Source organism: Hyphomicrobiales bacterium (assembly GCA_039989895.1).
Classification (GTDB): Bacteria; Pseudomonadota; Alphaproteobacteria; order Rhizobiales; family JACESI01; genus JACESI01.
Window position 1 is genome coordinate 190,410 of sequence record JBDXGY010000005.1, and the last position, 24,937, is coordinate 215,346.

The 24,937-nt window shown below is 46.8% G+C and carries 24 protein-coding genes; 7 read left to right on the forward strand and 17 right to left on the reverse strand.

The features are described 5' to 3' along the window. Nucleotides 1–26: 26 nt before the first annotated feature. The 5 genes from ABJ081_05755 to ABJ081_05775 all read right to left on the reverse strand — a co-directional run bounded on the left by ABJ081_05755 (nucleotide 27) and on the right by ABJ081_05775 (nucleotide 3,784). Nucleotides 27–386, reverse strand: a complete 360-nt coding sequence (locus ABJ081_05755) for a PPC domain-containing DNA-binding protein (protein MEP6356168.1) — start codon at nucleotides 384–386, stop codon at nucleotides 27–29. Next, nucleotides 376–909, reverse strand: coding sequence for a DUF296 domain-containing protein (locus ABJ081_05760; protein MEP6356169.1), 534 nt, complete (start codon nucleotides 907–909; stop codon nucleotides 376–378). The genes ABJ081_05755 and ABJ081_05760 overlap by 11 nt, the downstream gene beginning before the upstream one ends. Further along, nucleotides 902–2,512 (reverse strand): acyl-CoA synthetase, encoded by a 1,611-nt coding sequence (locus ABJ081_05765; GenBank protein ID MEP6356170.1) that lies wholly within the window; start codon nucleotides 2,510–2,512, stop codon nucleotides 902–904. Before ABJ081_05765 ends, ABJ081_05760 begins: the two co-directional genes overlap by 8 nt. A gap of 139 nt (nucleotides 2,513–2,651) precedes the next feature. Next, entirely contained in the window at nucleotides 2,652–3,125 is a 474-nt protein-coding gene (locus ABJ081_05770) for a tRNA (cytidine(34)-2'-O)-methyltransferase (GenBank protein ID MEP6356171.1), read from the reverse strand. Further along, nucleotides 3,122–3,784: a pseudouridine synthase gene (locus ABJ081_05775; GenBank protein ID MEP6356172.1), complete on the reverse strand. Its 663-nt coding sequence runs from the start codon at nucleotides 3,782–3,784 to the stop codon at nucleotides 3,122–3,124. The genes ABJ081_05770 and ABJ081_05775 overlap by 4 nt, the downstream gene beginning before the upstream one ends. 58 nt (nucleotides 3,785–3,842) lie before the next feature. On the opposite strand from ABJ081_05775, the gene ABJ081_05780 reads away from it, so the two are divergent. The 5 genes from ABJ081_05780 to ABJ081_05800 all read left to right on the forward strand — a co-directional run bounded on the left by ABJ081_05780 (nucleotide 3,843) and on the right by ABJ081_05800 (nucleotide 9,577). Further along, the gene (locus ABJ081_05780) at nucleotides 3,843–5,711 is read left to right on the forward strand and encodes an ABC transporter ATP-binding protein (protein MEP6356173.1); all 1,869 of its coding nucleotides are present in this window, start codon (nucleotides 3,843–3,845) and stop codon (nucleotides 5,709–5,711) included. A gap of 284 nt (nucleotides 5,712–5,995) precedes the next feature. After that, complete coding sequence (gene petA, locus ABJ081_05785; protein ID MEP6356174.1) at nucleotides 5,996–6,550, forward strand: ubiquinol-cytochrome c reductase iron-sulfur subunit; 555 nt, start codon at nucleotides 5,996–5,998, stop codon at nucleotides 6,548–6,550. A gap of 11 nt (nucleotides 6,551–6,561) precedes the next feature. After that, nucleotides 6,562–7,872, forward strand: a complete 1,311-nt coding sequence (locus tag ABJ081_05790; protein ID MEP6356175.1) for a cytochrome b/b6 — start codon at nucleotides 6,562–6,564, stop codon at nucleotides 7,870–7,872. Nucleotides 7,873–7,915: 43 nt separating this feature from the next. Then, nucleotides 7,916–8,755: a cytochrome c1 gene (locus tag ABJ081_05795; GenBank protein ID MEP6356176.1), complete on the forward strand. Its 840-nt coding sequence runs from the start codon at nucleotides 7,916–7,918 to the stop codon at nucleotides 8,753–8,755. A gap of 276 nt (nucleotides 8,756–9,031) precedes the next feature. Beyond that, the gene (locus tag ABJ081_05800) at nucleotides 9,032–9,577 is read left to right on the forward strand and encodes an adenine phosphoribosyltransferase (GenBank protein MEP6356177.1); all 546 of its coding nucleotides are present in this window, start codon (nucleotides 9,032–9,034) and stop codon (nucleotides 9,575–9,577) included. An 8-nt stretch (nucleotides 9,578–9,585) separates the two neighbouring features. Here the strand turns inward: ABJ081_05800 and ABJ081_05805 are convergent, their stop codons facing one another. Beyond that, nucleotides 9,586–10,212: a 5'-methylthioadenosine/S-adenosylhomocysteine nucleosidase gene (locus ABJ081_05805; GenBank protein ID MEP6356178.1), complete on the reverse strand. Its 627-nt coding sequence runs from the start codon at nucleotides 10,210–10,212 to the stop codon at nucleotides 9,586–9,588. 12 nt (nucleotides 10,213–10,224) lie between these two features. Further along, the gene (gene ychF, locus ABJ081_05810) at nucleotides 10,225–11,322 is read right to left on the reverse strand and encodes a redox-regulated ATPase YchF (GenBank protein MEP6356179.1); all 1,098 of its coding nucleotides are present in this window, start codon (nucleotides 11,320–11,322) and stop codon (nucleotides 10,225–10,227) included. Between the two features lie 246 nt (nucleotides 11,323–11,568). Between ychF and ABJ081_05815 the strand changes: the two genes are divergently transcribed. After that, nucleotides 11,569–12,540: an aldo/keto reductase gene (locus tag ABJ081_05815; GenBank protein ID MEP6356180.1), complete on the forward strand. Its 972-nt coding sequence runs from the start codon at nucleotides 11,569–11,571 to the stop codon at nucleotides 12,538–12,540. A gap of 1 nt (nucleotide 12,541) precedes the next feature. Here the strand turns inward: ABJ081_05815 and ABJ081_05820 are convergent, their stop codons facing one another. The 3 genes from ABJ081_05820 to sat form a co-directional block, all read right to left on the reverse strand. Then, the gene (locus ABJ081_05820; protein ID MEP6356181.1) at nucleotides 12,542–13,231 is read right to left on the reverse strand and encodes a hypothetical protein; all 690 of its coding nucleotides are present in this window, start codon (nucleotides 13,229–13,231) and stop codon (nucleotides 12,542–12,544) included. Between the two features lie 61 nt (nucleotides 13,232–13,292). Further along, on the reverse strand, nucleotides 13,293–14,051 hold the full coding sequence (locus ABJ081_05825) for a metallophosphoesterase (protein ID MEP6356182.1): 759 nt from the start codon (nucleotides 14,049–14,051) through the stop codon (nucleotides 13,293–13,295). Nucleotides 14,052–14,062: 11 nt separating this feature from the next. Then, a complete protein-coding gene (sat, locus tag ABJ081_05830) occupies nucleotides 14,063–15,235 on the reverse strand; it encodes a sulfate adenylyltransferase (GenBank protein ID MEP6356183.1) in 1,173 nt (390 codons plus the stop codon). Between the two features lie 427 nt (nucleotides 15,236–15,662). Here sat and ABJ081_05835 point away from each other — a divergent pair, with 427 nt between their 5' ends. Beyond that, nucleotides 15,663–15,821: a hypothetical protein gene (locus ABJ081_05835; protein MEP6356184.1), complete on the forward strand. Its 159-nt coding sequence runs from the start codon at nucleotides 15,663–15,665 to the stop codon at nucleotides 15,819–15,821. Between the two features lie 42 nt (nucleotides 15,822–15,863). Here ABJ081_05835 and ABJ081_05840 read toward each other — a convergent pair whose 3' ends face one another. From ABJ081_05840 to ABJ081_05870, 7 genes are all read right to left on the reverse strand, one after another. After that, nucleotides 15,864–16,391 (reverse strand): hypothetical protein, encoded by a 528-nt coding sequence (locus ABJ081_05840; GenBank protein MEP6356185.1) that lies wholly within the window; start codon nucleotides 16,389–16,391, stop codon nucleotides 15,864–15,866. A gap of 26 nt (nucleotides 16,392–16,417) precedes the next feature. Then, nucleotides 16,418–16,771 (reverse strand): hypothetical protein, encoded by a 354-nt coding sequence (locus ABJ081_05845; GenBank protein ID MEP6356186.1) that lies wholly within the window; start codon nucleotides 16,769–16,771, stop codon nucleotides 16,418–16,420. 196 nt (nucleotides 16,772–16,967) lie between these two features. Then, the gene (gene aprA / locus ABJ081_05850; protein ID MEP6356187.1) at nucleotides 16,968–18,878 is read right to left on the reverse strand and encodes an adenylyl-sulfate reductase subunit alpha; all 1,911 of its coding nucleotides are present in this window, start codon (nucleotides 18,876–18,878) and stop codon (nucleotides 16,968–16,970) included. Beyond that, on the reverse strand, nucleotides 18,878–19,357 hold the full coding sequence (gene aprB, locus ABJ081_05855) for an adenylyl-sulfate reductase subunit beta (protein ID MEP6356188.1): 480 nt from the start codon (nucleotides 19,355–19,357) through the stop codon (nucleotides 18,878–18,880). Before aprB ends, aprA begins: the two co-directional genes overlap by 1 nt. 38 nt (nucleotides 19,358–19,395) lie before the next feature. After that, entirely contained in the window at nucleotides 19,396–20,238 is an 843-nt protein-coding gene (locus tag ABJ081_05860; GenBank protein ID MEP6356189.1) for a hypothetical protein, read from the reverse strand. Nucleotides 20,239–20,751: 513 nt separating this feature from the next. Further along, the gene (locus tag ABJ081_05865) at nucleotides 20,752–22,611 is read right to left on the reverse strand and encodes a HAMP domain-containing methyl-accepting chemotaxis protein (protein MEP6356190.1); all 1,860 of its coding nucleotides are present in this window, start codon (nucleotides 22,609–22,611) and stop codon (nucleotides 20,752–20,754) included. A gap of 467 nt (nucleotides 22,612–23,078) precedes the next feature. After that, nucleotides 23,079–24,701, reverse strand: coding sequence for an NAD-dependent malic enzyme (locus tag ABJ081_05870; GenBank protein MEP6356191.1), 1,623 nt, complete (start codon nucleotides 24,699–24,701; stop codon nucleotides 23,079–23,081). Nucleotides 24,702–24,937: the final 236 nt, after the last annotated feature.

Sequence of the window (24,937 nt, forward strand, 5' to 3'; positions counted from 1 at the left end):
TTTGTTCTCTAGGGTGGTGTGCGCCTTTATTCTGGAACCCATTCTTCCACTGTTATTTCTGCCGTAACGCATATCGGATTTTTGCCTGACACAAAATGACCAGAAAAAACCTCTCCTGCACCATTGACGACGGAACCGGTTAAATTGGCTTTGCCTTCGCGTATTTCGCCATAAAGGGCTGTGATCTCTAAACCCATATGCGGCACATGAATGATCTGCTCACCCACTTTGAAAGTTGCATAGTTGACACTGCCGAGGCTGCCACGAATGACTGCATGACCAAAACCAGCCTCACGGCAGAGCGCTTCAATGCCTGTTACTAAATCTTCATCCGCGCGCAAGCGGGCAAAGAAGACGCGATCATATTTGCCTCGTTCAAAAGACATGGGCATTCGCCTTGGTCACAGGATTGAAAACAGTGTGCGTGGTCTCATCGTCATAAAATTGTTGGATCGCAGCATTGGGGTGACCGACAATATGTACAATGATGGGATGGCTGATCATGCAGCTTTCTGGAAACAAATGTCCCCCGAATTGCTCACCTGAAACATCCGTAAAAACCACATGAGCATGAAGCATGAGCATCCCTTCAACGCTTAAGCCAGCCGTTGCAGCACCATAAGCAATCGCACAATTTTTCCAATCGCGGATATATGTGAAATTAGCCTGCTTATTGCTGTCCGCCCGCGCTTCGATATCGCCTGTTGTGAATTTCAACGCAGACAAGCCCCCGCCGATGAATGTCATGCTGGCACTCTTCAAGTCGCAGGCCTTCAACACTTCACCCACCTCATTATGGAGTGAGCGACCAGCGGCAAGCTGTGCGCGTATATGCACAGGCTTTTCTGGCACGCTATGGAACCGGCGCACGGGGTGCAGTGGGCCAGGATGGGGGCGATAATCAGACATCCTCAATCAACCCTTGTTGCTTAAGGATTGCCAAAATACGTTTTTTCTCGATTTTGCCATAGCCGGATTTTGGCATTTCATCCCAGATATAAAAATCGCGCGGTTGTTTGTAACGGGTGATTTTATCCTGCATCCATGTTTTCAATGCGTCCACATCAATATCCATAGCCTCGTTCAGCGTTACAATAGCAACACCTACCTCGCCCCACTCCTTGTCTGGCACTCCGACAATTGCAATTTCAGCAATGGCTGGATGTTCAAGCAGCTTTTCTTCCGCCTCACGCGGATAAACATTAGACCCACCTGAAATATACATATCAGATTTGCGTCCGGTTATATAAAGATACCCCCGCTCATCGAGATGGCCAAGATCGCCCGTGATGAACCAACCATCGATGAAGCTTTCTTGATTCGCGACCTCATTTTCAAAATAACCCGCAAAAACACCAACCCCGCCGACACAAATATTACCTGTTTGGCCGGCCACAAGCCGCACCCCTTTATCATCGAGAATGGCTATATCAATGCCCGTGCGCGCAAATCCACAACTGCCGATCGGCATTTTGTCATCATCAAGGCTATGCTCATGCGCCGGCAAAACGGTAATGCAGCCCGTGACCTCACCAAGCCCGAAATATTGCACCAGCACATTGCCTATTTTCGACAGGGCATGCTTTTGGTCTTCACGATACATCGGAGCACCTGCATAGACGACATGTTTGAGCGAGGAATGATCATAGTCATCAACGCACGGATCTTCCGTCAGTCGCTTCACGATAGTGGGGACGGTAAACATATTCGTGACGCGATGTTTTTCGATCAATCCCCATATCTCAACGGGATCAAAACCGGATGCTGTGGTCAATACCGTTGGCACGCAACGCGCAACATTCGGAAAAAAATGCGCCCCTGCACCGTGGGATAAAGGAGCGACCGCAATAGACACATCCTCGTCCCCCAGTCCGGGCATTAAATCGGCCACATGATTGACAGTGATGAAACTCATTTGACCATGGGTCAGTGTTGCGATTTTTGGTTTTCCTGTTGTCCCCGATGTAAAGAAAAACCAACAAGGATCGTCGTAATCCACATCCACATCTACAAAAGGAGTGCCGATCAGCCGAGCAACAACGTTATCAAAACTGTCTTCTCCATCTCCATCAATAAGAATACGGTTTTTACATGTTGGAGCCGCCTCCTGCACCCGCTGAACATGCTCCGGAAAGTCAGCATGCGCGATGATCATCTTAATTTTGGTACGATGCGCCATGTCTGCGATATCGTCCGGCGCAAGACGAAAATTGGTTGGCACCATAACAGCACCTGCCTTTAAAACGCCAATCATTGCTTCCAGCATCTGGGCGCAATTAGGTGAATGAATCATGACCCTGTCGCCACGCTCGATACCAAGATTTGAAAGATGCAAGGCTATTGCATTAGCGCGCGCGTTAAAATCTGCCCAGTTGCGCTGATCTTCACCCCAGATAAGGGCTGGATACGCGGGTTTGCGGGCGGCTGCTTGCGTTGCCAAGGCGCCAAGATTCATAACCCTATTTGAGGCGCGCTTGATTGCAAGGCGCGGCACATCCGGCTTTTGCGTCATTCATCTCCCCCTCATTCACACCTATCTTATGATAGCGCCGCATGAAAGCATACCAGACTGTATCACTTTCATATCTCGGTGATAGACAGCAATTTTTCACATCTTCGCATTCGAAGGATCATCTTTAAAGAGCTCGGCCTCACCCTAACTGTCGCAGGGCCTCCCCTGTGACCATAGCAGCGGAGCAAGCAAGATTAATTGAGCGCAGTTCCTCCACCATCGGAATCGTTAGTCGATGATCCGCTTTGTCATGAACATCATCGGGAACCCCGGAAGATTCACGGCCAAAGAGCAAAATATCATCCGCTTTAAAATCGAATGAAAGATAAGGCTGATCGGTTTTTGTCGTCAAAAGCACAAGCCGACGCCCTTCCTCCTCACGCCATTCTTCAAAGGCATCCCATGAGCGATGGCGCTGCATGGCCGCGCGCTCAAGATAATCCATGCCAGCGCGCTTCAGTCCCGTATCCGAGAGCGCAAAACCAGTCGGTTCAATGATGTGCACCTTCACGCCAAGGCATGCACCAAGCCGCAGAATAGTGCCGGTGTTTTGTGGGATGTCTGGCTGATAAAGGGCTATCGAAATTGATGAAGGTTGTTGGGCGGCTGTCAAAAAGGGCACTCCACTTCAAAGGATAATCTTGCACCACCGGTTGGATGGTATAGGTCAACTTTTTGGGCATGTAGACACAGCCGTGAAGAAGCCGCTAGCGCCTCTTCATGAGCATAAAGGTTGTCGCCTAAAATCGGATGCCCCAATTCTAGCATATGGACGCGCAATTGATGCGAGCGTCCGGTCTTAGGGTAAAGCGTCACGCGTGTTGATATGTCATCTCGCGCCACAGCTTCCCATTCAGTCAAGGCAGAGCGCCCCTCATCAAAGTCGACCATTTGGCGCGGTCGGTTTGGCCAGTCACAGCGTAAAGGTAAGTCGATGATACCGCTTTCATCTGCAATGAGTCCCCACACACGAGCGACATATGTTTTATCAATATAACGACGTTCAAATTGCAATCCAAGATGACGATGAGCGTCACTATTAAGCGCCATGATAATCAGGCCTGATGTATCCATATCGAGGCGGTGGACAATGCGGGCTGTTGGAAAATCAGCTTGAATGCGGCTTTCAAGGCAGTCTTTATGCGCGTCGCTTTTGCCAGGCACGCTCAAGAGCCCGCTTGGTTTATCAAGCACAAGAATGTCATCATCATGATATATGATGGATATTTCGCCCGCAGGTGGGTTATAGCGTAGCGGTGCAAGTGATGTCACAATATTGCCTGACTATCCATGGAATGAAGCAGCACTCTTATAGAAAAAGCTAGAAGATATGAAGCCCAACCGATTGATGGAATTCTTTGAAGGCTTGAACGATCCTTACAAAGACGACAGCATAGAAACGCCACCTGAGGGCTTTTTGGCATTTTGCTGGTTTTATTCAAAGCCCCTTTGGCCCTTATTAGTGCTGGTTTCTTTATTAAGTGCGCTCGTGGCTATTTTGGAAGTCACAATTTTCACTTTCATGGGTGATCTTGTGACCCTTTTATCCAAAGCTGATAGAGCAACTTTTTTTGCAGAAAACGGCGACACTCTTGTGATAATGACGGTGGTGCTCCTTGGCATTTTACCGCTGACCCAATTTATTTGGGAGCTTGTATTCCATCAAGGAGTGGTGGGCAATTTCCCCATGGGCATCCGCTGGCGCGGGCATCGTTATTTGTTGCGCCAAAGCATGTCGTTTTATCAAAATGATTTTGCCGGACGCATTGCCAATAAGCTTATGCAAACATCACTTGCCGTACGTGAAGTGGTAACAAAGGTTAGCGATGTTTTTGTCTTTGTCGGTGTTTATTTCTTCGGTGCATTAGTGGTGGTGGCCAATGCGGACTGGCGCTTGACATTGCCGTTTATCGGCTGGTTTATCGGCTATGCAATTTTACTGCGCACTTTCATTCCAAAACTGCGGGATATTTCCAAACGACAGGCCGATGCAAGATCGGTTATGACCGGTCATATTGTTGATGCTTATTCGAATATTCAAACTGTGAAGCTATTTTCCTATGCCGAACGCGAAGAAAGGTTCGCCAAAAGAAGCATGAGCGGCTTTTTAGGCACCGTTTATGAACAAATGCGACAGGTGACATGGCTGAATGTTTCGCTGGCTTTATTAAATAACACAGCCTTTTTCGCCATAGCTGCCTCATCAATTTGGGCGTGGCGTGTTGAGGCAGTTGCCATCGGTGATGTGGCTCTTGCCATGGGCTTGGTGTTGCGCCTGCACGGCATGTCACATTGGATTTTGTGGGAGATGGCGGGGATTTTTGAAAATGTGGGCACAGTACAAGATGGCATTGCGACCATGGCGCTCACCCGTGTTGTGCGCGATATGCCCGACGCTGGCGCATTGACCATCAACAAGAGCGGCATCGAGTTTAACAAGGTGAAATTCCATTACGGCAAAACAAAAAACGTGATTGAGGAATTATCCTTAGCAATTCAGCCGGGCGAAAAAATCGGTGTGGTTGGCCCATCTGGCGCTGGAAAATCCACGCTCGTCAATCTTTTACTGCGGCTTTATGATGTTGAAGGCGGCGCCATTAAAATCGACGGCCAAGATATTTCCAAAGTGACACAAGAAAGCCTTCGTTCGCAAATCGGGATGGTCAGCCAAGATACATCGCTGCTTCATCGAACAATCCGCGAGAATATCGCCTATGGGCTTGAGGGGGCGACAGATGAGCAGATTATTAGAGCCGCTGAACAAGCGAAGGCATGGGCGTTTATTCCAGAATTGGAAGATGTGAATGGCAATCGTGGCCTTGATGCGCTGGTGGGTGAGCGCGGGGTGAATCTGTCTGGTGGCCAGCGTCAGCGCATTGCCATTGCCCGTGTGCTTTTGAAAGATGCGCCTTTGCTGGTGTTGGATGAGGCCACATCCGCGCTTGATTCTGGTGTCGAGGCCGCGATCCAAGAACAACTTTATGATTTAATGAAGGGCAAAACGGTGATCGCGATTGCACACCGTTTATCGACCATTGCGTCTATGGATCGGCTGATCGTTATGGATGAAGGGCGCATCGTGGAAGACGGCAGCCATGACGAACTGCTGAAAGCAGAGGGCCGATACGCAAAACTATGGGAGCGCCAGTCTGGTGGCTTTCTCTATGGGGTACCGGCAAAGGCCCATTTTACATCATAAATAACGCGACGTTTTTCCCCTGCCAGCAGATCAGCGACACCCGCGAAAACACTTGGGTTGTGAACAATGCTTCATGCTTTAGTGGAATTCTTATATGTTTTTTAATACGGTTGGCACGCACGGGCTGGACAAACGCATCAAACCACGATTAAAAGATCGCAATTTGATGCGCTAGATATAAGCTATAGGTCTAATTTCTAGTGCGTTACATGTTTTAATAGTCAGGTTGTAGCTTCTCAGTGTATGCTGGGAGAATCAAACCGGTTAAACACGAGGGCATTGCTTTGTCTGAATCAGAATACGAAGACCCAACCCGTCGCGACTTCCTTTATGTCACCACTGGTGCTTTCGGTGCCGTTGGCGCTGCAGCTGTTGCATGGCCACTTATCGACCAGATGAACCCCGATGCGGCCTCTCTAGCACTTGCAAGTATCGAAGTTGATATTTCAAGCATTGAGCCTGGCATGTCATTGCGCGTTAAATGGCGCGGCAAGCCAGTTTTCATCAGAAACCGAACAGAGGCTGAGGTCGAGGCTGCTAAAGCTGTGCCAATTGCAGACTTGCCCGATCCTGATGCTCGCAACGGCAAAGGCGAAGACGCGACAGATCTGGCGCGTTCAGCTGGCGAGGGTCGTGAAAATCTGATCGTGATGGTTGGTGTTTGTACTCACCTAGGTTGTATCCCGCTTGGAGAAGCGGGTGAGTTTGGTGGCTGGTTCTGCCCATGCCATGGTTCGCACTACGATACATCAGGCCGCATTCGCAAAGGTCCAGCACCGGAAAATCTTCCAGTGCCACCATTCTCGTTTGTTTCTGATAGCGTTATCAAGATCGGTTAAGGGGAAATTTTATGTCAGCTTTAGAGCACCACGGTCATTACGAACCTAAAACCGGCGTTGAAAAATGGATCGACAAGCGTCTGCCACTGCCACGCTTGATATATGACAGCTTTGTCTCATATCCGGTTCCTCGCAACTTGAACTATATGTACACATTCGGCGGGATTTTGATGCTCATGCTGGTGGTACAGCTTATCACTGGCATCGTGCTTGCCATGCATTACACTGCTAATGTAGCGCTTTCATTTGCCGCTGTTGAGCACATCATGCGCGACGTCAATTATGGCTGGCTCCTGCGTTACATGCACCAAAACGGTGCCTCGATGTTCTTCATCGCCGTCTATCTGCACATTTTCCGTGGTCTTTATTACGGCTCTTACAAAGAGCCGCGCGAACTGCTCTGGATTTTGGGCGTTGTGATTTTCCTTCTTATGATGGCAACTGCCTTTATGGGATATGTTCTCCCATGGGGACAGATGTCCTTCTGGGGAGCAACGGTGATTACCAACCTGTTCTCAGCACTGCCTCTTGTCGGCGAACCGATCGTGACATGGTTATGGGGTGGGTTTGCGGTTGATAATGCAACATTGAACCGTTTCTTCTCACTGCACTACCTGTTGCCATTTATGATCTTGGGTGTGGTTATCCTTCACGTTTGGGCGCTCCATGTAACTGGTCAAACAAACCCAACGGGCATTGAAGTGAAATCAAAGCAGGACACACTGCCGTTCACGCCTTATGCGACAATGAAAGACGCATTTGCCCTGATGCTGTTCTTTATCTTCTTCGGCTGGTTCTTATTCTACATGCCTAATTTCCTCGGCCACCCGGACAACTACATTCAAGCGAACCCGCTTGTGACACCGGCGCATATCGTGCCCGAATGGTACTTCTTGCCATTTTACGCGATCCTGCGGGCTATCACTTTTGACATTGGTCCAATTGATTCAAAACTTGGCGGCGTGATTGCCATGTTCGGTTCTATTGCGGTGCTTTTCGTACTGCCATGGCTCGACACATCGAAGGTGCGCTCAGCGAAGTATCGCCCATTGTATAAATGGTTCTTCTGGATATTCTTAGCTGACGCCGTGCTTCTAGGCTGGCTTGGTTCACGCCCAGCTGAGCAGCCATATATTATCATTGCGCAATGTGCGACAGCATATTATTTCGCTCACTTCCTCATCATCCTGCCTTTGCTTGGTCGTTATGAGACACCAAAAGAGCAGCCTGCTTCGATTTCGGAATCAGTGCTTGGTAAAGATGCTGCAAGTGGTAGCACTCAACTGGCTGGCGCTGCGGCTTCAGCCGAGAAAAAAGGGTGAGCGCGCTATGAACGTATCTCAATTACTTTCGGGGACACCTAAAATGACTTTGAAATTCCTGCGCCCATTTGTGATAGCTACAGCACTTGTTGGTATCGGACTTTCTGGTGCTCATGCTGCGGGTGGTCCTATTAAAAAACCTGCTTATCAAGATTGGAGCTTTGCTGGCCCCTTTGGTCATTATGACCGTGGTGCTCTTCAGCGTGGCTTTAAAATTTATCAAGAAGTCTGCTCAAGCTGCCATTCAATTGGCCTTGTTGCTTTCCGCAATCTGGTTGAAAAAGGTGGTCCAGAATTTAGCGAAGCTCAAATCAAGCAAATTGCAGCGGACTGGAATACAACGATCATTGATGCTGAACCGGATGAGGATGGTGAGCCTGTTGAGCGCCAGCCAAAGCTATCTGATAAAATTCCAGGCCCTTGGGCAAATCCTCAACAAGGTGCAGCCTCTAATGGCGGTGCTTATCCGCCAGATTTCTCTCTGCTTGCCAAAGCCCGTGCGGTTGAGCGCGGTTTCCCTAATTTTGTGTTCGATATTTTCACACAATACCAAGAGCAAGGACCGGATTACATCCACGCCCTTCTCACAGGGTATGAAAGTGATGAAGCGCAAGATGATGGCACCTATAAGAATGACTATTTCATTTCAGGACCTGCATTGAAAATGGCACCTCCTTTGTCAGATGGCATCGTGACTTATGATGATGGTTCACCAGAAACGGTTGACCAATATGCAAAAGACATTACGCATTTCATGATGTGGGCAGCTGAACCAAAACTTGAAGCGCGCAAATCGCTTGGCTTTAAAGTTATGATTTTCTTGATTATCTTTGCAGGCCTTCTTTATGCAACCAAACGCCGTATTTTTACTGGCAGACACTAAGTTTGGTTTTATGAATCCTAAAAAGGCGCCACATTTGAGGCGCCTTTTTTTTGGGCTATCTAAGCCATATGAGGTTTACTCATTTATCAAAAAAAAACCGCCCGCCCTCATAAAGACTGCAGCGGGTTGAGATAAAAACTCTCATGAGGTTGATGTGTGACGCACCTTTGATACGAATAAAGTGACTTATACCTCAAAGATTAACTTGCAGTTTTGTCTCCAGCATGGTGATAAAAAGTCTAAATAAAGGCATTACCGAGGCGGAGTAGAACTTCTATGACAATTGCAAAAGATCACGATCTTAAAGACTTGATACGCACGATTAGCGATTATCCAAAACCAGGTATTGAGTTTCGTGATGTGACAACTTTGATCGCCGATCCTGTTGGTTTGCGTTCCTCGGTGGACCAACTCTTGCGCCCGTTCATCACAACCCAGATTGATTATGTCGCTGGCATAGAAGCACGCGGGTTCATTTTGGGTGGTGCGGTGGCTCATGAACTTGGACGCGGGTTTATCCCCATCCGCAAGAAGGGCAAATTGCCGGGCAAGACAATTGGGCAAGATTATCAGCTTGAATATGGGACCGACCGCGTTGAAATTCATGAAGACTCGATCAAGCCCGGCGATAAAGTTCTCATCATTGATGATCTGATTGCAACGGGCGGTACCGCAGAGGCGGGTATCGAGCTTGTCCGGCGCGCAGGCGGCGAAGTTGTTGCCGCAGCCTTTATCGTTGATCTGCCAGATCTCGGTGGCCGTGCAAAATTAGAAAAAATGGGTGTTGATGTTCACGTCTTAGTGGAGTTTGAAGGCGACTAATATCACCTCTATAGCTCGCACTCTTTCTCAAGCTTATCGATACTGGCGGCCAGTTTCACATCAATGTCGGCTAGATAATCTGCCCAGTCGCCGTATTTTGATAGTTCTTCCTTACCGTCAGATATACCGCGCAGGCCGATCAACGGCACCTCAAAGGTGTCTGCTGCGCGCTTGATGGCAAAGGTTTCCATATCCACCATATCGGCATCAATTGTCTTATAGGCATCACCTGAAACAATATTCGCGCCCGTTGAAAGCTTGGCTTTTGGCACATCTTGGAGAGGGCACAAAAGCGGAAGGTCAACGGGATGATCGATAAAGGGCGTCACACCTTTGGTGAAGCCAAGGGGCGAGGCGTCCATATCACGATAAGACACACTGGCCGCCTGATAAACCTCACCTTGCTCAAGTGTTGCAGAGCCAGCAGATCCAAGCGAAACGATCACAGCTGGTGTGATGTTTTGGTGCGCAAGTGCCATAAGCGCCTGACCTGTGACAAGCGCTGCTTCCACTGGCCCAACACCGCACATCAGTGGCGTGATGCGGCTTTTAAGAGCATCGCCATATTCCATCGGCACGGCCATAATGAATAAAACCGTTTTGCCATTGATGATCTCGAGTGCAGGCGCCTTCATTGATACGAATTCCTAGTTATTAAATTTGAAGAGCATTATGTCGCCATCGACAACAATATACTCCTTGCCTTCATCACGTGCTTTACCCGCTTCTTTCGCGGGCACTTCGCCGCCCAAATCAATGTAATCATCATAAGCTATGGTTTGTGCGCGGATGAACCCTTTTTCGAAATCAGTATGAATCACACCTGCTGCCTGCGGTGCTTTGGTGCCGGCGGTAATTGTCCATGCGCGGGTTTCTTTGGGGCCTGCGGTAAAATAAGTCAAAAGTTGCAAAAGCTCATAACCCCGGCGGATAAGCCGGTCGAGGCCAGGTTCTTCAAGGCCGAGTGTTTCGAGAAATTCCGCTTGTTCTTCTGCATCAAGTTGAGCAATTTCAGATTCGATTGAGGCCGAAATGGTCACTGACTTCGCGCCAAGTTCCTTGGCCATAGCATCCACGCGAGCGGAAAAATCGTTACCTTCGCTGGCACTTTCCTCATCCACATTAGAGATATAAAGAATTGGCTTGGAGGTCAAAAGCTGCAGGGAGTTAAAGATGGGGCGTTCATCATCAGAAACGTCCAAAAGACGCGCGGCCTTACCATCTTGTAAGAGCGCAAGCACCCCTTCCAATAGCGGCAGTTGTTCGCTTGCTTCTTTATCTTTTGACGCAGCTTTCTTGCGCACACCGACAATACGCTTTTCAACACTTTCAAGATCAGCGATAAGCAATTCTGTTTCGACCGTCTCTGCATCTGCAATCGGGTCCACTTTGCCCTCCACATGCGTGATGTCGTCGTCTTCAAAACAGCGTAGCACATGAGCAATAGCATCAACTTCGCGAATGTTGGCAAGGAACTGATTGCCAAGCCCCTCGCCTTTTGAAGCGCCGCGAACAAGACCTGCGATATCCACGAAACTGAGGCGCGTGGGCAAAATTTCTTTTGATTCTGCTATGGCTGCAATCTTGGCCAGCCGCTCATCAGGAACACTCACTTCACCCGTGTTTGGTTCGATGGTGCAAAACGGATAGTTGGCTGCCTGCGCTGCTGCGGTTTTGGTCAACGCATTGAAAAGTGTTGATTTACCCACATTAGGCAGGCCAATGATACCACATTTAAATCCCATGAAAGCGCGTCCTCAATAAAAAAGCAGTGCATCAGGTCCAATGGCGCACAGCATAAATAACATGCGTGTTGTTAGTAGATGGCAGGCGTTTGAGCAAGAGGCAAGATGATCAAGATTGTAGATGCTTTAATCAAATGCCGATGCTAGCCTAGTGATTTAGGCATTATCAATTGAAACATAAATCTGATTGCTTTTCCTTATTCAATCTATGAACTATGACACTAAGTAATTATGAGAGGAAATCACATGAAATATAAATCTCTTGGACGCACTGGTCTCAATGTATCTGAGCTTTGTTTTGGTACCATGTCGTTTGGCGGCGATGCGGACGAAGAACAGTCTGCGCGGATGTATAACGCTTGCCGTGATCAAGGGATCAATTTCTTTGATTGCGCGGATGCTTATTCAAAAGGGGCGGCTGAAGAGATTTTAGGGCGCTTGATGAAAACTGAGCGCGATGAACTCGTCATTACCTCAAAATGTTTCATGAACATCAAGGGCGATGTGAATAGTGGTGGCGGCAACCGCAGACACATCATGAAAGCCGTTGAAGACAGCCTCACACGGCTTGGCACTGACCGTCTAGACGTTTTATTCATGCACCGCTGGGACAAGGGCGTGCCCTTGGAAGAAACATTGCGTGCTCTTGAAAACCTGGTTCAAGATGGCAAGGTTCTTTATCTTGGTGCCAGCAATTATTCCGCATGGCAGATTGCAACAGGGCTTGGTATTTGTGACAAAAACAACTGGTCTCGGTTTGATGTTATTCAGCCAATGTATTCTCTCGTTAAAAGGCAAGTTGAGAGTGAGATCTTACCGCTCGCACGTGCGCAAGAATTGGCTGTGATTTCTTATTCACCCGTTGGCGGTGGATTGCTGTCTGGCAAATATTCAAAAGATAACCGGCCTGACGTTGGGCGTATTGTCCAAAACCCAGAATATAGCAAGCGCTACGGTGAAGATTGGGTTTTTGACGTTGCAGAAAACTTCACGGAATTTGCAAAGAAACAGGGCGTTCATCCCGTCTCTCTTGCCATTGCTTGGGCTGCGGCCAATCCTGACATTACCTGCCCGATCATTGGAGGGCGTCATCTTGAACAGCTTCAGCCTTCGCTCGATAGCGTCAATGTGGCTATGCCCGATGACTTGCGCAATGAAATTTCGAGCTTAAGCCGTACGCCAGCCCTTGCGACCGACCGGCTAGAAGAACAGGATTAGCTTATGGCGTACATGGTGACGGCTGAACGGACAGGCATATACGAATAATTTCCATCACACCTTCAAGCAATTGATCACTCGTCATCGTGGCAAGGCCTTGTGATTTTATCTCATCATCCAAAGTGGCATATTGATGGTCCAGATGCGGTACGTGGATGAAGCCACTCATACATGCTTTGCTCGACCACAGTCGCTGGCTGCTTGATTTATAAAAAAGGTAATTACAAAGATAGCTGCCTGCATCATGTGAATAGTCGACAGGCAAATTTAATTGCGATAATTTTCTGTGAAGCTGCCCCAATGGCAAGGTGCTTTGCTGATCTCCTAATCCATCCATAATTATACCTGTTGCAGGGATATAACCACACACATCCGGCTTATCTAAAGCGATATGATTTGCAGCTATCCGTTCAAGTTTAAATCCTCTAGCCTTGGCATCAAGCCCAAAGTGAATGGCTATATCAGGGGTGATTGTTTCCGCGAGCCTTGCCAATTCGATGTCTAATTGCCGGTAATCGGTCTTGAATAATAGAAACTCAAACTCAGCATCAAAGGCTGACAAATCAACCTTTCGCAGCATGCTAATCAGCTCTTCCGTTGGATTGACTGGCGCACTGGGAAAGACAGAAAACCCCGTTATCAGCACCCGTGGGCGCGGTGTATTTTGAGATGTGGTGCCGTTATTTTTCACTCAAAATGAATAGCAAATAATTCGTGATCTTGCTACATCTCAAACTTCATCTATGGGAAAATTAAACCGAAACAACACGCTTTTCAGTGATTAAATCGCCACTTCCATCAAGCCTATGAATATTATAGATAGGGCAATTTTTCATGTGATTGGGATAGTCATCGCGACGCAAAGGTGTTGCGACAGCCGACATTACGGTCACGGGGATGTCTTCAATATATCCGACTGTCGCACGATGAACATGGCCACAGAAAACACCGATAACTCGCCCACAGTCTTTCAATACCTGACGCAAATTATTCATGGTCTGCATTGATTCAAAATGCATTGGATGTGGTCCAACCGTGACTTCACAGGGGGGATGATGTGTGAAGACAGCGATCGGCTTGGTCGCTTCAGTATTGATCATATCACCTAGATTGCGCATCCGCACCGAACAGAAATCACCTAGGTTGTTATTAGCATGTTTGGTATCGAGTATGATCAATTTGATAGGAAAATCATCAATCACATACTCAATAAAATCAGAGTTTGTCGTGATATAATCAGCATCAGAAAAAACTGATCGCATCATTGCACGATCATCTTTATTGCCGACCATGCCATAAACTGGCGCATGTGCCTTTGAGAGAATTTCTAAAGCCTTAGAATATTCCTCCCGAAGGCCATTGTGAACAATATCACCACTATGGATGATAATATCCGGCGCCGGATCCAGTGCATTTATATCTGCAATGACAGCCTCAAAATCCCGTATCCGCTGATCTGCATCAGGGGCATCAAGAGTAATATGGGTGTCTGAAATTTGCGCGATGATCATAACTGAGGAACTTAGGTCAAGCTGGCATAATATTTCCGGAGAACATCTATGACTTCCGGTCTGGCAAATTCGGGTGGAATATCTGCGCCAGATGACAGCATTTCTCTTTGCTGGGTGCCCGATACAGAGATGTGGTATTTAGGATCATGAGGGCATGTCTTGCCCGTCGCCATTCCGTAGCATTTGCGACAGAAGAAAGTGATGTCGATTTTTAGCGCTTGCGTAACCAAGGCGCCTTCCCACAATTCATCAAAAATATTATGCGCATCAAAGGGACCGTAATAATCGCCGACACCTGCGTGATCGCGGCCAACGATGAGATGCGAGCACCCGAAATTCTGACGAATAAGCGCATGCAAGAGTGCTTCACGCGGACCGGCATAACGCATTTCAATCGGATATCCGGCTTGTACAACTGTTCCAGGTTTGAAGTAATTATCGATCATGGTTTGGATCGCTTGTGTTCGAACTTCAGCGGGGATATCGCCGGGTTTCAAAGCGCCCAAAACCTGATGGATGAAAACACCGTCGGTGACCTCAACTGCAATTTTCACGAGATGCTCGTGGCTGCGGTGCATTGGATTTCGTGTTTGAAAAGCCGTGACCTTGGACCAGCCTTTTTCTTTAAATAAGGCGCGTGATTCATTTGGCCGCAGATATAGGTCAGGATATTTGCCAGGGTATACACCTTCGGAAAGCACAACGACTGATCCAGCCAGATTGACCTCTCCCTGCTCCATGACCTTTTGCACCCCGGGGTGGGCAGGGTCTGTAGTCTTATAGACATTTGAACATTCCAGATCTTTATCAATTGAATATTTCTCAGAAAGTTTCAAAATTCCTGTAATTTCTCCACTCTCCCCATCACACAGTGCAACCTCGTCACCTATGCCAATGCCATCAGCGAGTTCTTGCGTTGTCGAAAGTGTAATTGGGATCGGCCAAAAAATGCCGTTGCTCAACTTCATATCAACACAAACGCCGCGCCAATCCGCTTCACTCATGAAACCTGAAAGAGGTGTATAAGCGCCCATGCCAAACATGAATAAATCTGACACTTCACGACTGGTCAGAGGAATTTTCGAAAGTGACTTAGCACGCTCTAATTCGCTCTCACGCTTATCCTCTAAAACTAATAGAGGCTTGACCGTATCCGAGCCATGCGGTGGTACAAGTTCACCCATGTATTCTCTCCCTTTATATCTACAATTCTACTGCTGACTTACTTGCTGGATTTCACAATCCAGATGCCGGCATAGCCTTGTCTCCTCCCAGTATTTTCCTCGCTTCATTCTAACCAGTTCCAGCCTCAATAGAAGGGCCAGTGGTCATATTTTTTAGCTATTCACTCTGCCTACATATTGATATACAATACATAGCGTAAGTTATTGTTTTTAATTGTCTATTATAAAATAGACGCCACCTATATAATGGTAAAATACCATGACATACCAACCCTCTCGATAGCCGTTTTGGGATATACCGAAAGGTCTTTGCAACCATCGTTCAAATGTGTATGATGTGATGAGAAAAGCCCGACGAGTTATTGTTTGAAATTTTACTTTTTTACAAAAACGGGTTCCATTTTGGTTTCAAATACAAGGCAATTCCATGAGCGATACAAAACCCGTCACTAAAGTTCCTGAAGGCCAAGCACGCTTCTTTAAAACACGTCAGATGGAGCCCAATGATAAAGGCTATGTCGGATTTGAAACCATATGGGAACCTTTCCAAAAAGAAGTCCCATATGAGACGCCAAAACGTCCTTAAACATAATATTGATGCAGGTGTTTATCTGCTTACGCTTTGTTGTCAGTTGACTGAATGAGTTTTCAGTCCTGACAGTGTTGCCTCATCGACTTGGTCAGCATCAATATCTCTACCACCTGCCGCTATTTCTTCGTCAGTGGCATCGCGTACTTTCAAAATTTCAAGAGTAAAGATGGCCTGCCTTCCGCATAACGGATTATTGCCATCGATGGTTAGAGTCTCATCATCTAGCCTAGTCACTATAAAATTCTTTGTGTCACCATTTCCATTTTCCATGGTGATGGTCATGCCTAGTTCCCGATACTCTTCAGGCACATTTTTGATACTATCCGTAAAAACCAATGACTCATCACGCGGTCCGAAAATTTCATTACAATCAATCGGCACCTTAATGACATCACCGACAGCCTTGCCCTCAAGTTCTTCGAGAACCTGAGGTGCCAAAACATCGTTGTGGCCGTGGACATAACTTATCGGAAATTCGACTGTGCTGAGAACTTGGCCAGACTTTTCGTCTGTCACCTGGTATTTAAGTTCAACCAGCTTTTCATTTTGGATTAACTCACCCATTTTACTCACCTACAGCCGATCAATGTTTAAAATATTGAAGCACCAAAAATATAGACTTCTTCTCCATCATATCCAAGAACCAATCGTCCAAGCCATTCACCTTCGCGGGCGGTGCTGCGTTGCTTGAACAAAACGGTGACATGTTGGCCACGGCGAATAATGCCAAGTTCGTCGTAATCTTCAGATAAGCTTCTCGTCAATTCACTATTTGCAAATTGGTTGCCAATCTCAATCTCATTCAAACCTAATGTCAGATCCGGAGAGAAGCATTTTATAAACTCAGGATAATTACCTTCGTTCGAATTTTTGATAAGATCACGCCACATAGTGTTCGCAAGCGACATAATTTCTTCATCGCTGTGATTAACGATGTTCATCATAGAACCTTTCTGCTGATGTTAAAGAAAAACGAAAACCGCGTCTTAATGGATGGAATTTTATATCGCTCATCCTTGAGTTGGCTTTCTAAAATAATAAATGGCTTGACCAAAACAATCATTGATCAAACCACTTAATGTCAATTGGCAGCTTTGCCAACTGACTTGATGTTTGCTTTCATACTTCAGCTGTTCAGGCTTATGCCCTTTTCTTAGCAGGTGCCTTTTTCTTGGCAGCCTTCTCTTCTTCATCACCGACCAAATGATAACATGGTGCTTTTTCCATGGTATATTCGCCAGTCTCAGGGTCACGTCGCGAAACAGTAAGAACATGCCAGTTCTTATCATCCAGTTTCATGGCATCGCCACGATAGTAATAACCTGGCCAACGGGTCTCTTTGCGGAAGAGCGTGTGTTGCGTTACACATTCAGCTGTACGATGGCGGTGTTTCAATTCCCACGCACGTAGCAATTCATGAATGTCCTTGGCAGCTATACTTTCCAAATCTTCTTCCATAATCTTGAGTTTTTTCAAACCAATATTAAGAAGCTTTTCATTCGTCATATAGCTAACGGTCACACCGCCACAATATTCATCCATCAGCTTTTGCAAACGATCAAGACCCTGTTTTGGGTTGATGTAGCTTGGGCTAACTGTGCCGGCCACAATTTCGTTGCGATAGATTTTGTAGCGTTCCATTGGTGCAAAAATTTCTTCTTTTCTATCTTGCACCTGTTGATCGTTGATCCGGATACCTTCAGCCTTGCCATCATCGATGTACTTACAGGCTGCTTTGGCTGCCAAACGTCCTTCAGTAAACGAACCAGAAGAAAACGCATGAGGCGTACCACCAACGGCATCACCAGCACCAAACAGACCTTCAATCGTCATCATTCGATTATAGCCCCAGAAATATTCTGGTGGTGAGATGTCCTCAGGACCACTAGCCCAGCCGCCAGCACCCGTCGCATGTGAGCCCATAACATATGGCTCGGAAGTCGTCAGCTCAGGATTCTCGCTTTTCGGGTCAACATCTGTCGCAGCCCAAAGCACCGCTTGACCAACTGTCATGCCAAGGAAGTTCTCCCAGCCGACCTCTTCCAAATGAGGGTCCTGAAAGGCTTTCATAGTGACCATATGAATGGGACCACGGCCTGCATTTACTTCGTTGATAATTGCATGGTTACGCAAACATGTCGGTATTGGTCGATGTGTCCGGTGAGACAGTTCGGGGTCCAAATATTCCTTACCAACCATTTTTTGAAGTTCTGGGAACCACTTGGATTCATACTCTTCACCATTACAGTTTTGAGTATAGGTTTTTAGGTGTAGGAAATAGGCGCCAACTGGACCATATCCATCTTTAAACCGAGCCAAGACGATCCGATTTTCCATCTGCGTCATTTTTGCGCCTGCATTGATCATAAGACCATAAGCAGAACCTGATGACCAAGGCGCATACCAAACGCGCCCTGCGCCTTCACCCACAGAACGTGGTTTGAAAATATTGGATGCGCCACCAGCAGCAACGACAACCGTTTTAGATTTAAAGACATGGTAGTTGCCTGTACGCACATTAAAGCCAACCGCACCAGCGATCCGGTTATCTTTCGCGTCATCAAGCAATAGATGAGTTACGCAAATCCGATTATAAATTTTATCTGCGGATTTTTTAGCAGCCTCAGCAACAATCGGCTTATAAGATTCACCGTGAATCATAATCTGCCAACGGCCTTCACGAAGATAATTTCCCGTTTTAGGGTTCTTCATAATCGGCAAACCCCAGTCCTCGAACTGGTGGACTGTGGAGTCAACGTGGCGAGCCATATCGAAAAGCAAGTCTTCACGCACCATGCCCATCAAATCGATACGGGCATAACGCACGTGGTCTTCAGGATTATTTTCGCCCCATCGCGTACCCATGTAGCAATTGATCGCATAAAGACCCTGCGCCACGGCACCTGAGCGGTCAATATTAGCTTTTTCAGCAACAACAATCTTTTTATCTTGGCCCCAAAAGCGCGCTTCCCATGCAGCACCACTGCCGCCTAGTCCGCCGCCTACTACCAAAATATCGATACTGTCTTCAACAATAGTTTCGCACGCCATTAGTAATACACTCCGAGCTTCATTTTGAGTTTGTTTGATTCCAGAGTGTGTACATCGCCATCATCCATGCGGATATATTTAGGCTCACTATAGAGATGCTGACTATCCCGCATTTCATTGCTAGGTGCAGGTTCGTCTTTCAACTCAGGATAGCCTGTACCCCATGGCTTAGTGGTGATGGGCGAAAGGAAATTCTTTTCGGTTCCATTCCGGAACTTAACCCTCCAAGATATCGTGCCCTTTTCTTCATCACGGCGCACCCGAACACTGTGTCCAAGCGGCGCAAAGTCAGCATAACCACGAGCATCAATTGCATTTTGAGGACACGCTTTAACGCAGGAATAACATTCCCAGCACATATCCGGCTCGATATTATAGGCGCGGCGATAAGTAGGGTCGATATGCATGATATCCGATGGACAAATATCAACACAGTGTCCGCAACCGTCACAGCTTGTCATGTAGACAAATGTTGGCATAGCAGGTTCCTTCGAAATTGTTTCTAATAAATACTCGTTTAGTAGTGGCGCGGCTGTTCCCGCTTGATGCCCAGACCCATATTAAGCGGAGCATCTTTTAAAAGTTCCATTGAGTGCCTGTCTCTGTCCTCTGGATCTGTTCTATCCGCAACACGGGGTAGATTATCCAAAGCACCATTAGCAACGGCAACCTTCTTCTGGTAAGCCGCAGCCGGCTTAAAGAACATATGGGAAAACTTAGACCACGGCACACCAGCAAAGAGTACCGTTGTTGCAATGAGATATAATCCCAAGAAAATCATGGACCAAACACCACCGCCTGAAGACTGTGTAAAAGCCCATATCAATCCGAATGTAACACTCGCCAATAGAGACAGAATGAAAAGATCAGCACGAATAACTCGGAATGGCGATTGACCTTCTGAAGATACATCCACTCGGATGAAAAACCAGAACCAATAACCGCCAACGCAAACCATGAGAGCACCAACAGCCCAAAGAAAAGGCCATATTCCAGGTGAATCTGCAGACGCAGGGTCAGCAAACACCATAACGATGGTTGCTATCAGATAGATAACAAAACCGTACATTCCGAGAAGGTGAGCAACGCGACGCTTTGGATTGCAAAATTCAGAAGATGTCAAAACATCCGAAACAGTTGTTTTAACGGCCAGAGATACTTTCTCTCCGCCGCTGACATTTCTTACAGCATTTTGCTCCGATTTCTTACCTTTGCGGAAGAAATATTTTGCGCTTTGTTTGTGGATTACATCGAATAGTGTTCCACCAGCAACAAGCAGAACCATCAAGATAACATAAGCCTGCATAACAGACGGTGAAATAGTTGCCGACAGTTCGGCAAAGTGATTTGTCGTAAACATTTACAGACGCTTCCCCTCCAGAGCTTCTTTAATGGATTAAACCTATCGAACAATAGTCAGTGTATCAACCTCGACCCAAGATGGAATAGTCTCATTTTCTCTGAACTTGAACAAATTACAATTATTGAGACTCACCACAATGATTTGCCCTCTAATATCAAGACTAGTGCGTCGAAAAATGAAACTCATTAAGATATTGATTTAATTAAATAATATTAACATTTCTTCATGCGAAAGATCGTTGCCAAGGGTTAATAGAGCTAACGAATGATTCAACATAGAATATCTATATAATAATATATAATTAGATAACATCACCCCATAATTGCAGCATTTAGCGCCAATATTAGAAATGAGTAAAAGCTTGCTGCCGCGCCGCATGCTTGTGATGAAATAGAGGGGCCTAAGCTTGCATTAGAGCTTGCCTATATTTGTACGTGTAATGATATTTAACTACACCCCTCACACGAGGCATAAATCTCATTGAGAAACTCAAGTGCGAAAGATTGTAACTTAGGCAGCTCGCAACGATTTGAGAAGATATTGAAGTTCACCGCGTAAACTTTCGGTTTGTGTATTCAGCCTTCCGACAACATTTGCAACATTGGCGGATGCCTCATTAGAAACCGTGGCAGCCGACTTCACATCCGCAATGTTTTTGGAAACGTCGAGCGTGCCTTGAGATGTAATTTGTATATTATCTACAATCTCACTCGTTGCACCTGATTGGCGCGCTATCGCACCCACAACATTATTATTCATCTCGCTGATTTTCGTCATCATACCGGCGACATTTTCAATATCTTCAACAGTGCTACTCGTCACCTGCTGCATCGATTGAATTTGCACTCTTATTTCCTCCGTCGCCTGCGCTGTTTGATTGGCAAGCATTTTTACTTCAGAAGCAACAACAGCAAAACCCTTACCTGCATCCCCTGCACGAGCGGCCTCTATGGTTGCATTAAGAGCCAGCAAATTGGTTTGTTCAGCTATGTCTTGAATGAGGCCCACAACATTGCCAATTTTCTGCGCACTTTCTGCCAGCCCCTTAACCGTCTCATTGGTTGAATCAACTTGCACTTTACCTGAAGCCGCAAATTCGCGCGCCTCTGAGACCTGCTCTGAGATTTCAACAATCGAATTTGAAAGCTCAGTGGCAGATGATTCCATTGTTTTGGCAGTTGTGTTCGTCTCGGCCGAAATATTTTCCACAGTACCTGCACGATCAACCGTCGTGGATGTGGCATCCGAGAGGTCTTTGGCCGTGTTTTTCATTTCATCTGCAGCTTCGCTGACGCCATCAACCACGGTTATCACGCTGGCTTCAAGATCCTCAGCTAACTTAAGCATCGTACCGCGCTTCTCTTGCTCTCTTTTTTCGTCTTCTTCAGCCTTGGCCGCGCGCATTTGCTCAGTCTCTATGGCATTTTCCTTAAATATCTGCACGGCCTTAGCCATTTGACCTATTTCATCGGTTTGATCCAAAGCAGGTACATCTGCACTCATATCCCCCTCGGCAATAAGCTTCATGGATTTCGCCATTTTCAATACCGGCTGACTGATTGCTCTACCAATGAAGTAGGCTAAAGCGAGACCAAAGATAACCGCAAAGAACCCTGCGAGGTACAAAATCTGAGAAGCAGCAGCAATGCCTGTTGATGCGCGAGCACCCAGACTATCTTGAATAACTATGTCTGATTTTTTAATGGTATCGATTGCCATCGCAAGCCGAGGCCCGAGTACATTCAAAGACTCTGTGATAACTTCGTTGCGTTTTTCAATTATGCCTCGGATTTGTTTGAAGGCGATTGCGTATGATGCGGAAATCACGCCAACATGTGTGGCAACCTCGAAGGCCTCGCTATCTTCTGCCTCATACGACATTTCTTGCGCAGTTTCTTCAAATTCCGTCAGTTGAATTAGAACTTTCTTTGCGGTTTTTGAATTGTTGTCTGCAAAATATTGGTTTGTGTAAAGCTGCGCCTGCAACACATTCGTTATCATAAGCCCCCCAAAATAAGCGGCCTGAAAATCATCTTCATTTTGTGCAATTACGAGCATTTCTTTAAGATTATCAACAGCATCCGATCCAAGTTCGCTCAGTTTTTGCGCAAGCTTATTCCGCTCTTCAACCAAGGCTGAGACTTCTTCAAATGAAGCGATATATGCGTCGATATCCTGCGATGCGGCCAGTATTGTTTGATGCTCATCACCTTGATCCAGCTGCTCTGCTATTTTTGCAATATTTTGCTGAACGATCTCCGCATGATGACGAACTCCATTCGCGGCCTCGTCTGAATTGGTGATCATATGGTCTTTCACCCCCAATGTCACCGAAAGCAAATCAGTCTGAATAGTGCTCGTCTGATTCACTTTACTGGCCAGATTTTGATATCGAGAAAACTGATCAGATATGGCACCTAATTGAAGATGTGTCACAAGTGAGATAGCGGCCAAAAGAACCAGGCTACAGCCAATTCCTAATGTTATTTTCCAGCTAATTTTAAGATTGGAAAGAACCTTCATAAATGCCCCATAATACTGAATATACTATGGGTAGGACCATCTACGAATATTATAAACAACTACTTACTATAAATGCGATTTAGAAGCGCTGTTACATTAATTCAATGACAATGATATCTAGTTTATCAGCTTCAGTATGAACCAAGCATCCATCAGGTACAAAAACCACCGTTTCCCCCACAAGTCATTGCGCGAGCTGTTTAGCTTTATTACCGCTTCCACTAAGTCTGCGACTTATTGAAGAGATGCCGCTTGAACGTAGTCATTGCTTCTTATGAAACCACACGCCTTGATCGCACCATTTAGCTGCCTGATTAGTAATGCGGATCATACATCGAAGCGGCAATTGTAGCAGCCAGATCGTCCGGCCGATCGGTCCCAGCGATCCCGAGAGAGAACGCCTTGTCGGCAACCGCAAATGCGATGGCTTCAGATACACGACGGATTTCAGACAATTTAGGATAAAGCGCCCCCTGAGCCAGATCGTTCTCACTGACGAAACCTGCGAGTGCGGCCGCAGCAGTTAGAAAAACCTCATCGGGAAGGGTTGATGCTTTGGCCGCCAAAGCACCAAGGCCGATACCTGGAAACACATAGGCATTATTGCCTTGACCGGGTCGGCGCACGGAGCCATCTGGCAACACAACTGGCTTGAAAGGACTACCGGAAGAGAAAATCACTCGCCCATCGGACCATTTATAGGCTTCTTCAGCTGTGCATTCGGCACGTGATGTAGGGTTGGACAGCGCAAAAATTACAGGCTTTTCATTCAATTCGGCCATCTTGCGCACGACACCCTCATTAAAGGTTCCAGGTGCGCCTGTGGCGCCAATCAAAATGTCCGGCTTTATGGAATCCAACGCGGCCATGAAACCCATCTTCGGATGATCATGTGCATAAGGGAGGTTTTGTGGCGCGAGATCAGATCGTTCTGCCACAACCAGCCCCTCAACATCGACAAACCAAAGACGCCGACGTGCCTCTTCGCTGTTTAGGCCTTCGGCTTCGAAGGCACGCGCCATCAAATCGCCTATCCCAGTTGCTGCTGAACCCGCCCCAAGGAACATGATTTTCAAATCCTTAAACGCCTTGCCGGTTGCACGCGTGGCCGCCATAACGCCAGCCAGCGAAACGGCGGCTGTTCCTTGAATGTCATCATTAAAGCAGAGATACTGGTCTCGATGACGATTCAAGAGACTATAGGCATTCGGCGTCAGAAAATCCTCAAACTGGATCAGCACGTCTGGATACTTGTCCTGTGCTGCAGCCATGAACTCGTCGACGAGTTCAAGATAAGCGTCACCCTTTACCCGTTCAGCCGGGTAACCAAGATAAGACGGATCATTGCGGATCTCATCATTGTTGGTGCCGATATCGAGCATCACCGGCAAGCATTGATTAGGATGGATTCCCGCGCACGCTGTATAGAGAGACAATTTGCCGATCGAAATACCCATGCCATTGGCCCCAAGGTCACCTAAGCCCAGAATACGCTCCCCATCAGTCACCACAATCACACGCACATCATCCTCTGGCCAATTGTCGAGCATCGCTCGCATTTGTCCTTTATCTTCAGGCGTCACATAAAAACCGCGTGGGCGACGGAATATGTGCGCAAATTCGCGACAAGCCTGACCGACAGTTGGTGTGTAGATCAGGGGCATGATCTCTTCGATATTGTCAATGAGAGTACGATAGAACAGTGTTTCGTTCCGGTCTTGCAAGGCTGTCAAGAAAATGTAGCGCTCGATATCGTAATGCTTGCGCCGCATGTTCTCGAGCGCTCGACTTTTTTGCCTTTCAAGATCAGTCACCGCATATGGAAGCAGGCCGCGCAGGCCGTGCTCGTCTCTTTCCTCGCGTGTGAAGGCGGTTGATTTTGTCGCATGAGGGTCACGCAAAATTTCGCTTTTATCACTTTTATCGCTTTTGATCATGAAGGACACGCTTTCCTGATTTTATGGTTTTTTGTATCAATCATACATATTTTGATTAAGTACGACGTTAACTTGCACAAGAGTTAAGCGCAACGAAGGCGAACAAGAAATCGTGTGCAAAAAACTGATACCTTAAACCCGATTTTCACTCAATTAATGAATATATGACACAGAGCTTTGATGCGTTCGTGACATATTTGGTTACACGTGATTCAAAGAATTTGGAGTTAACCTGA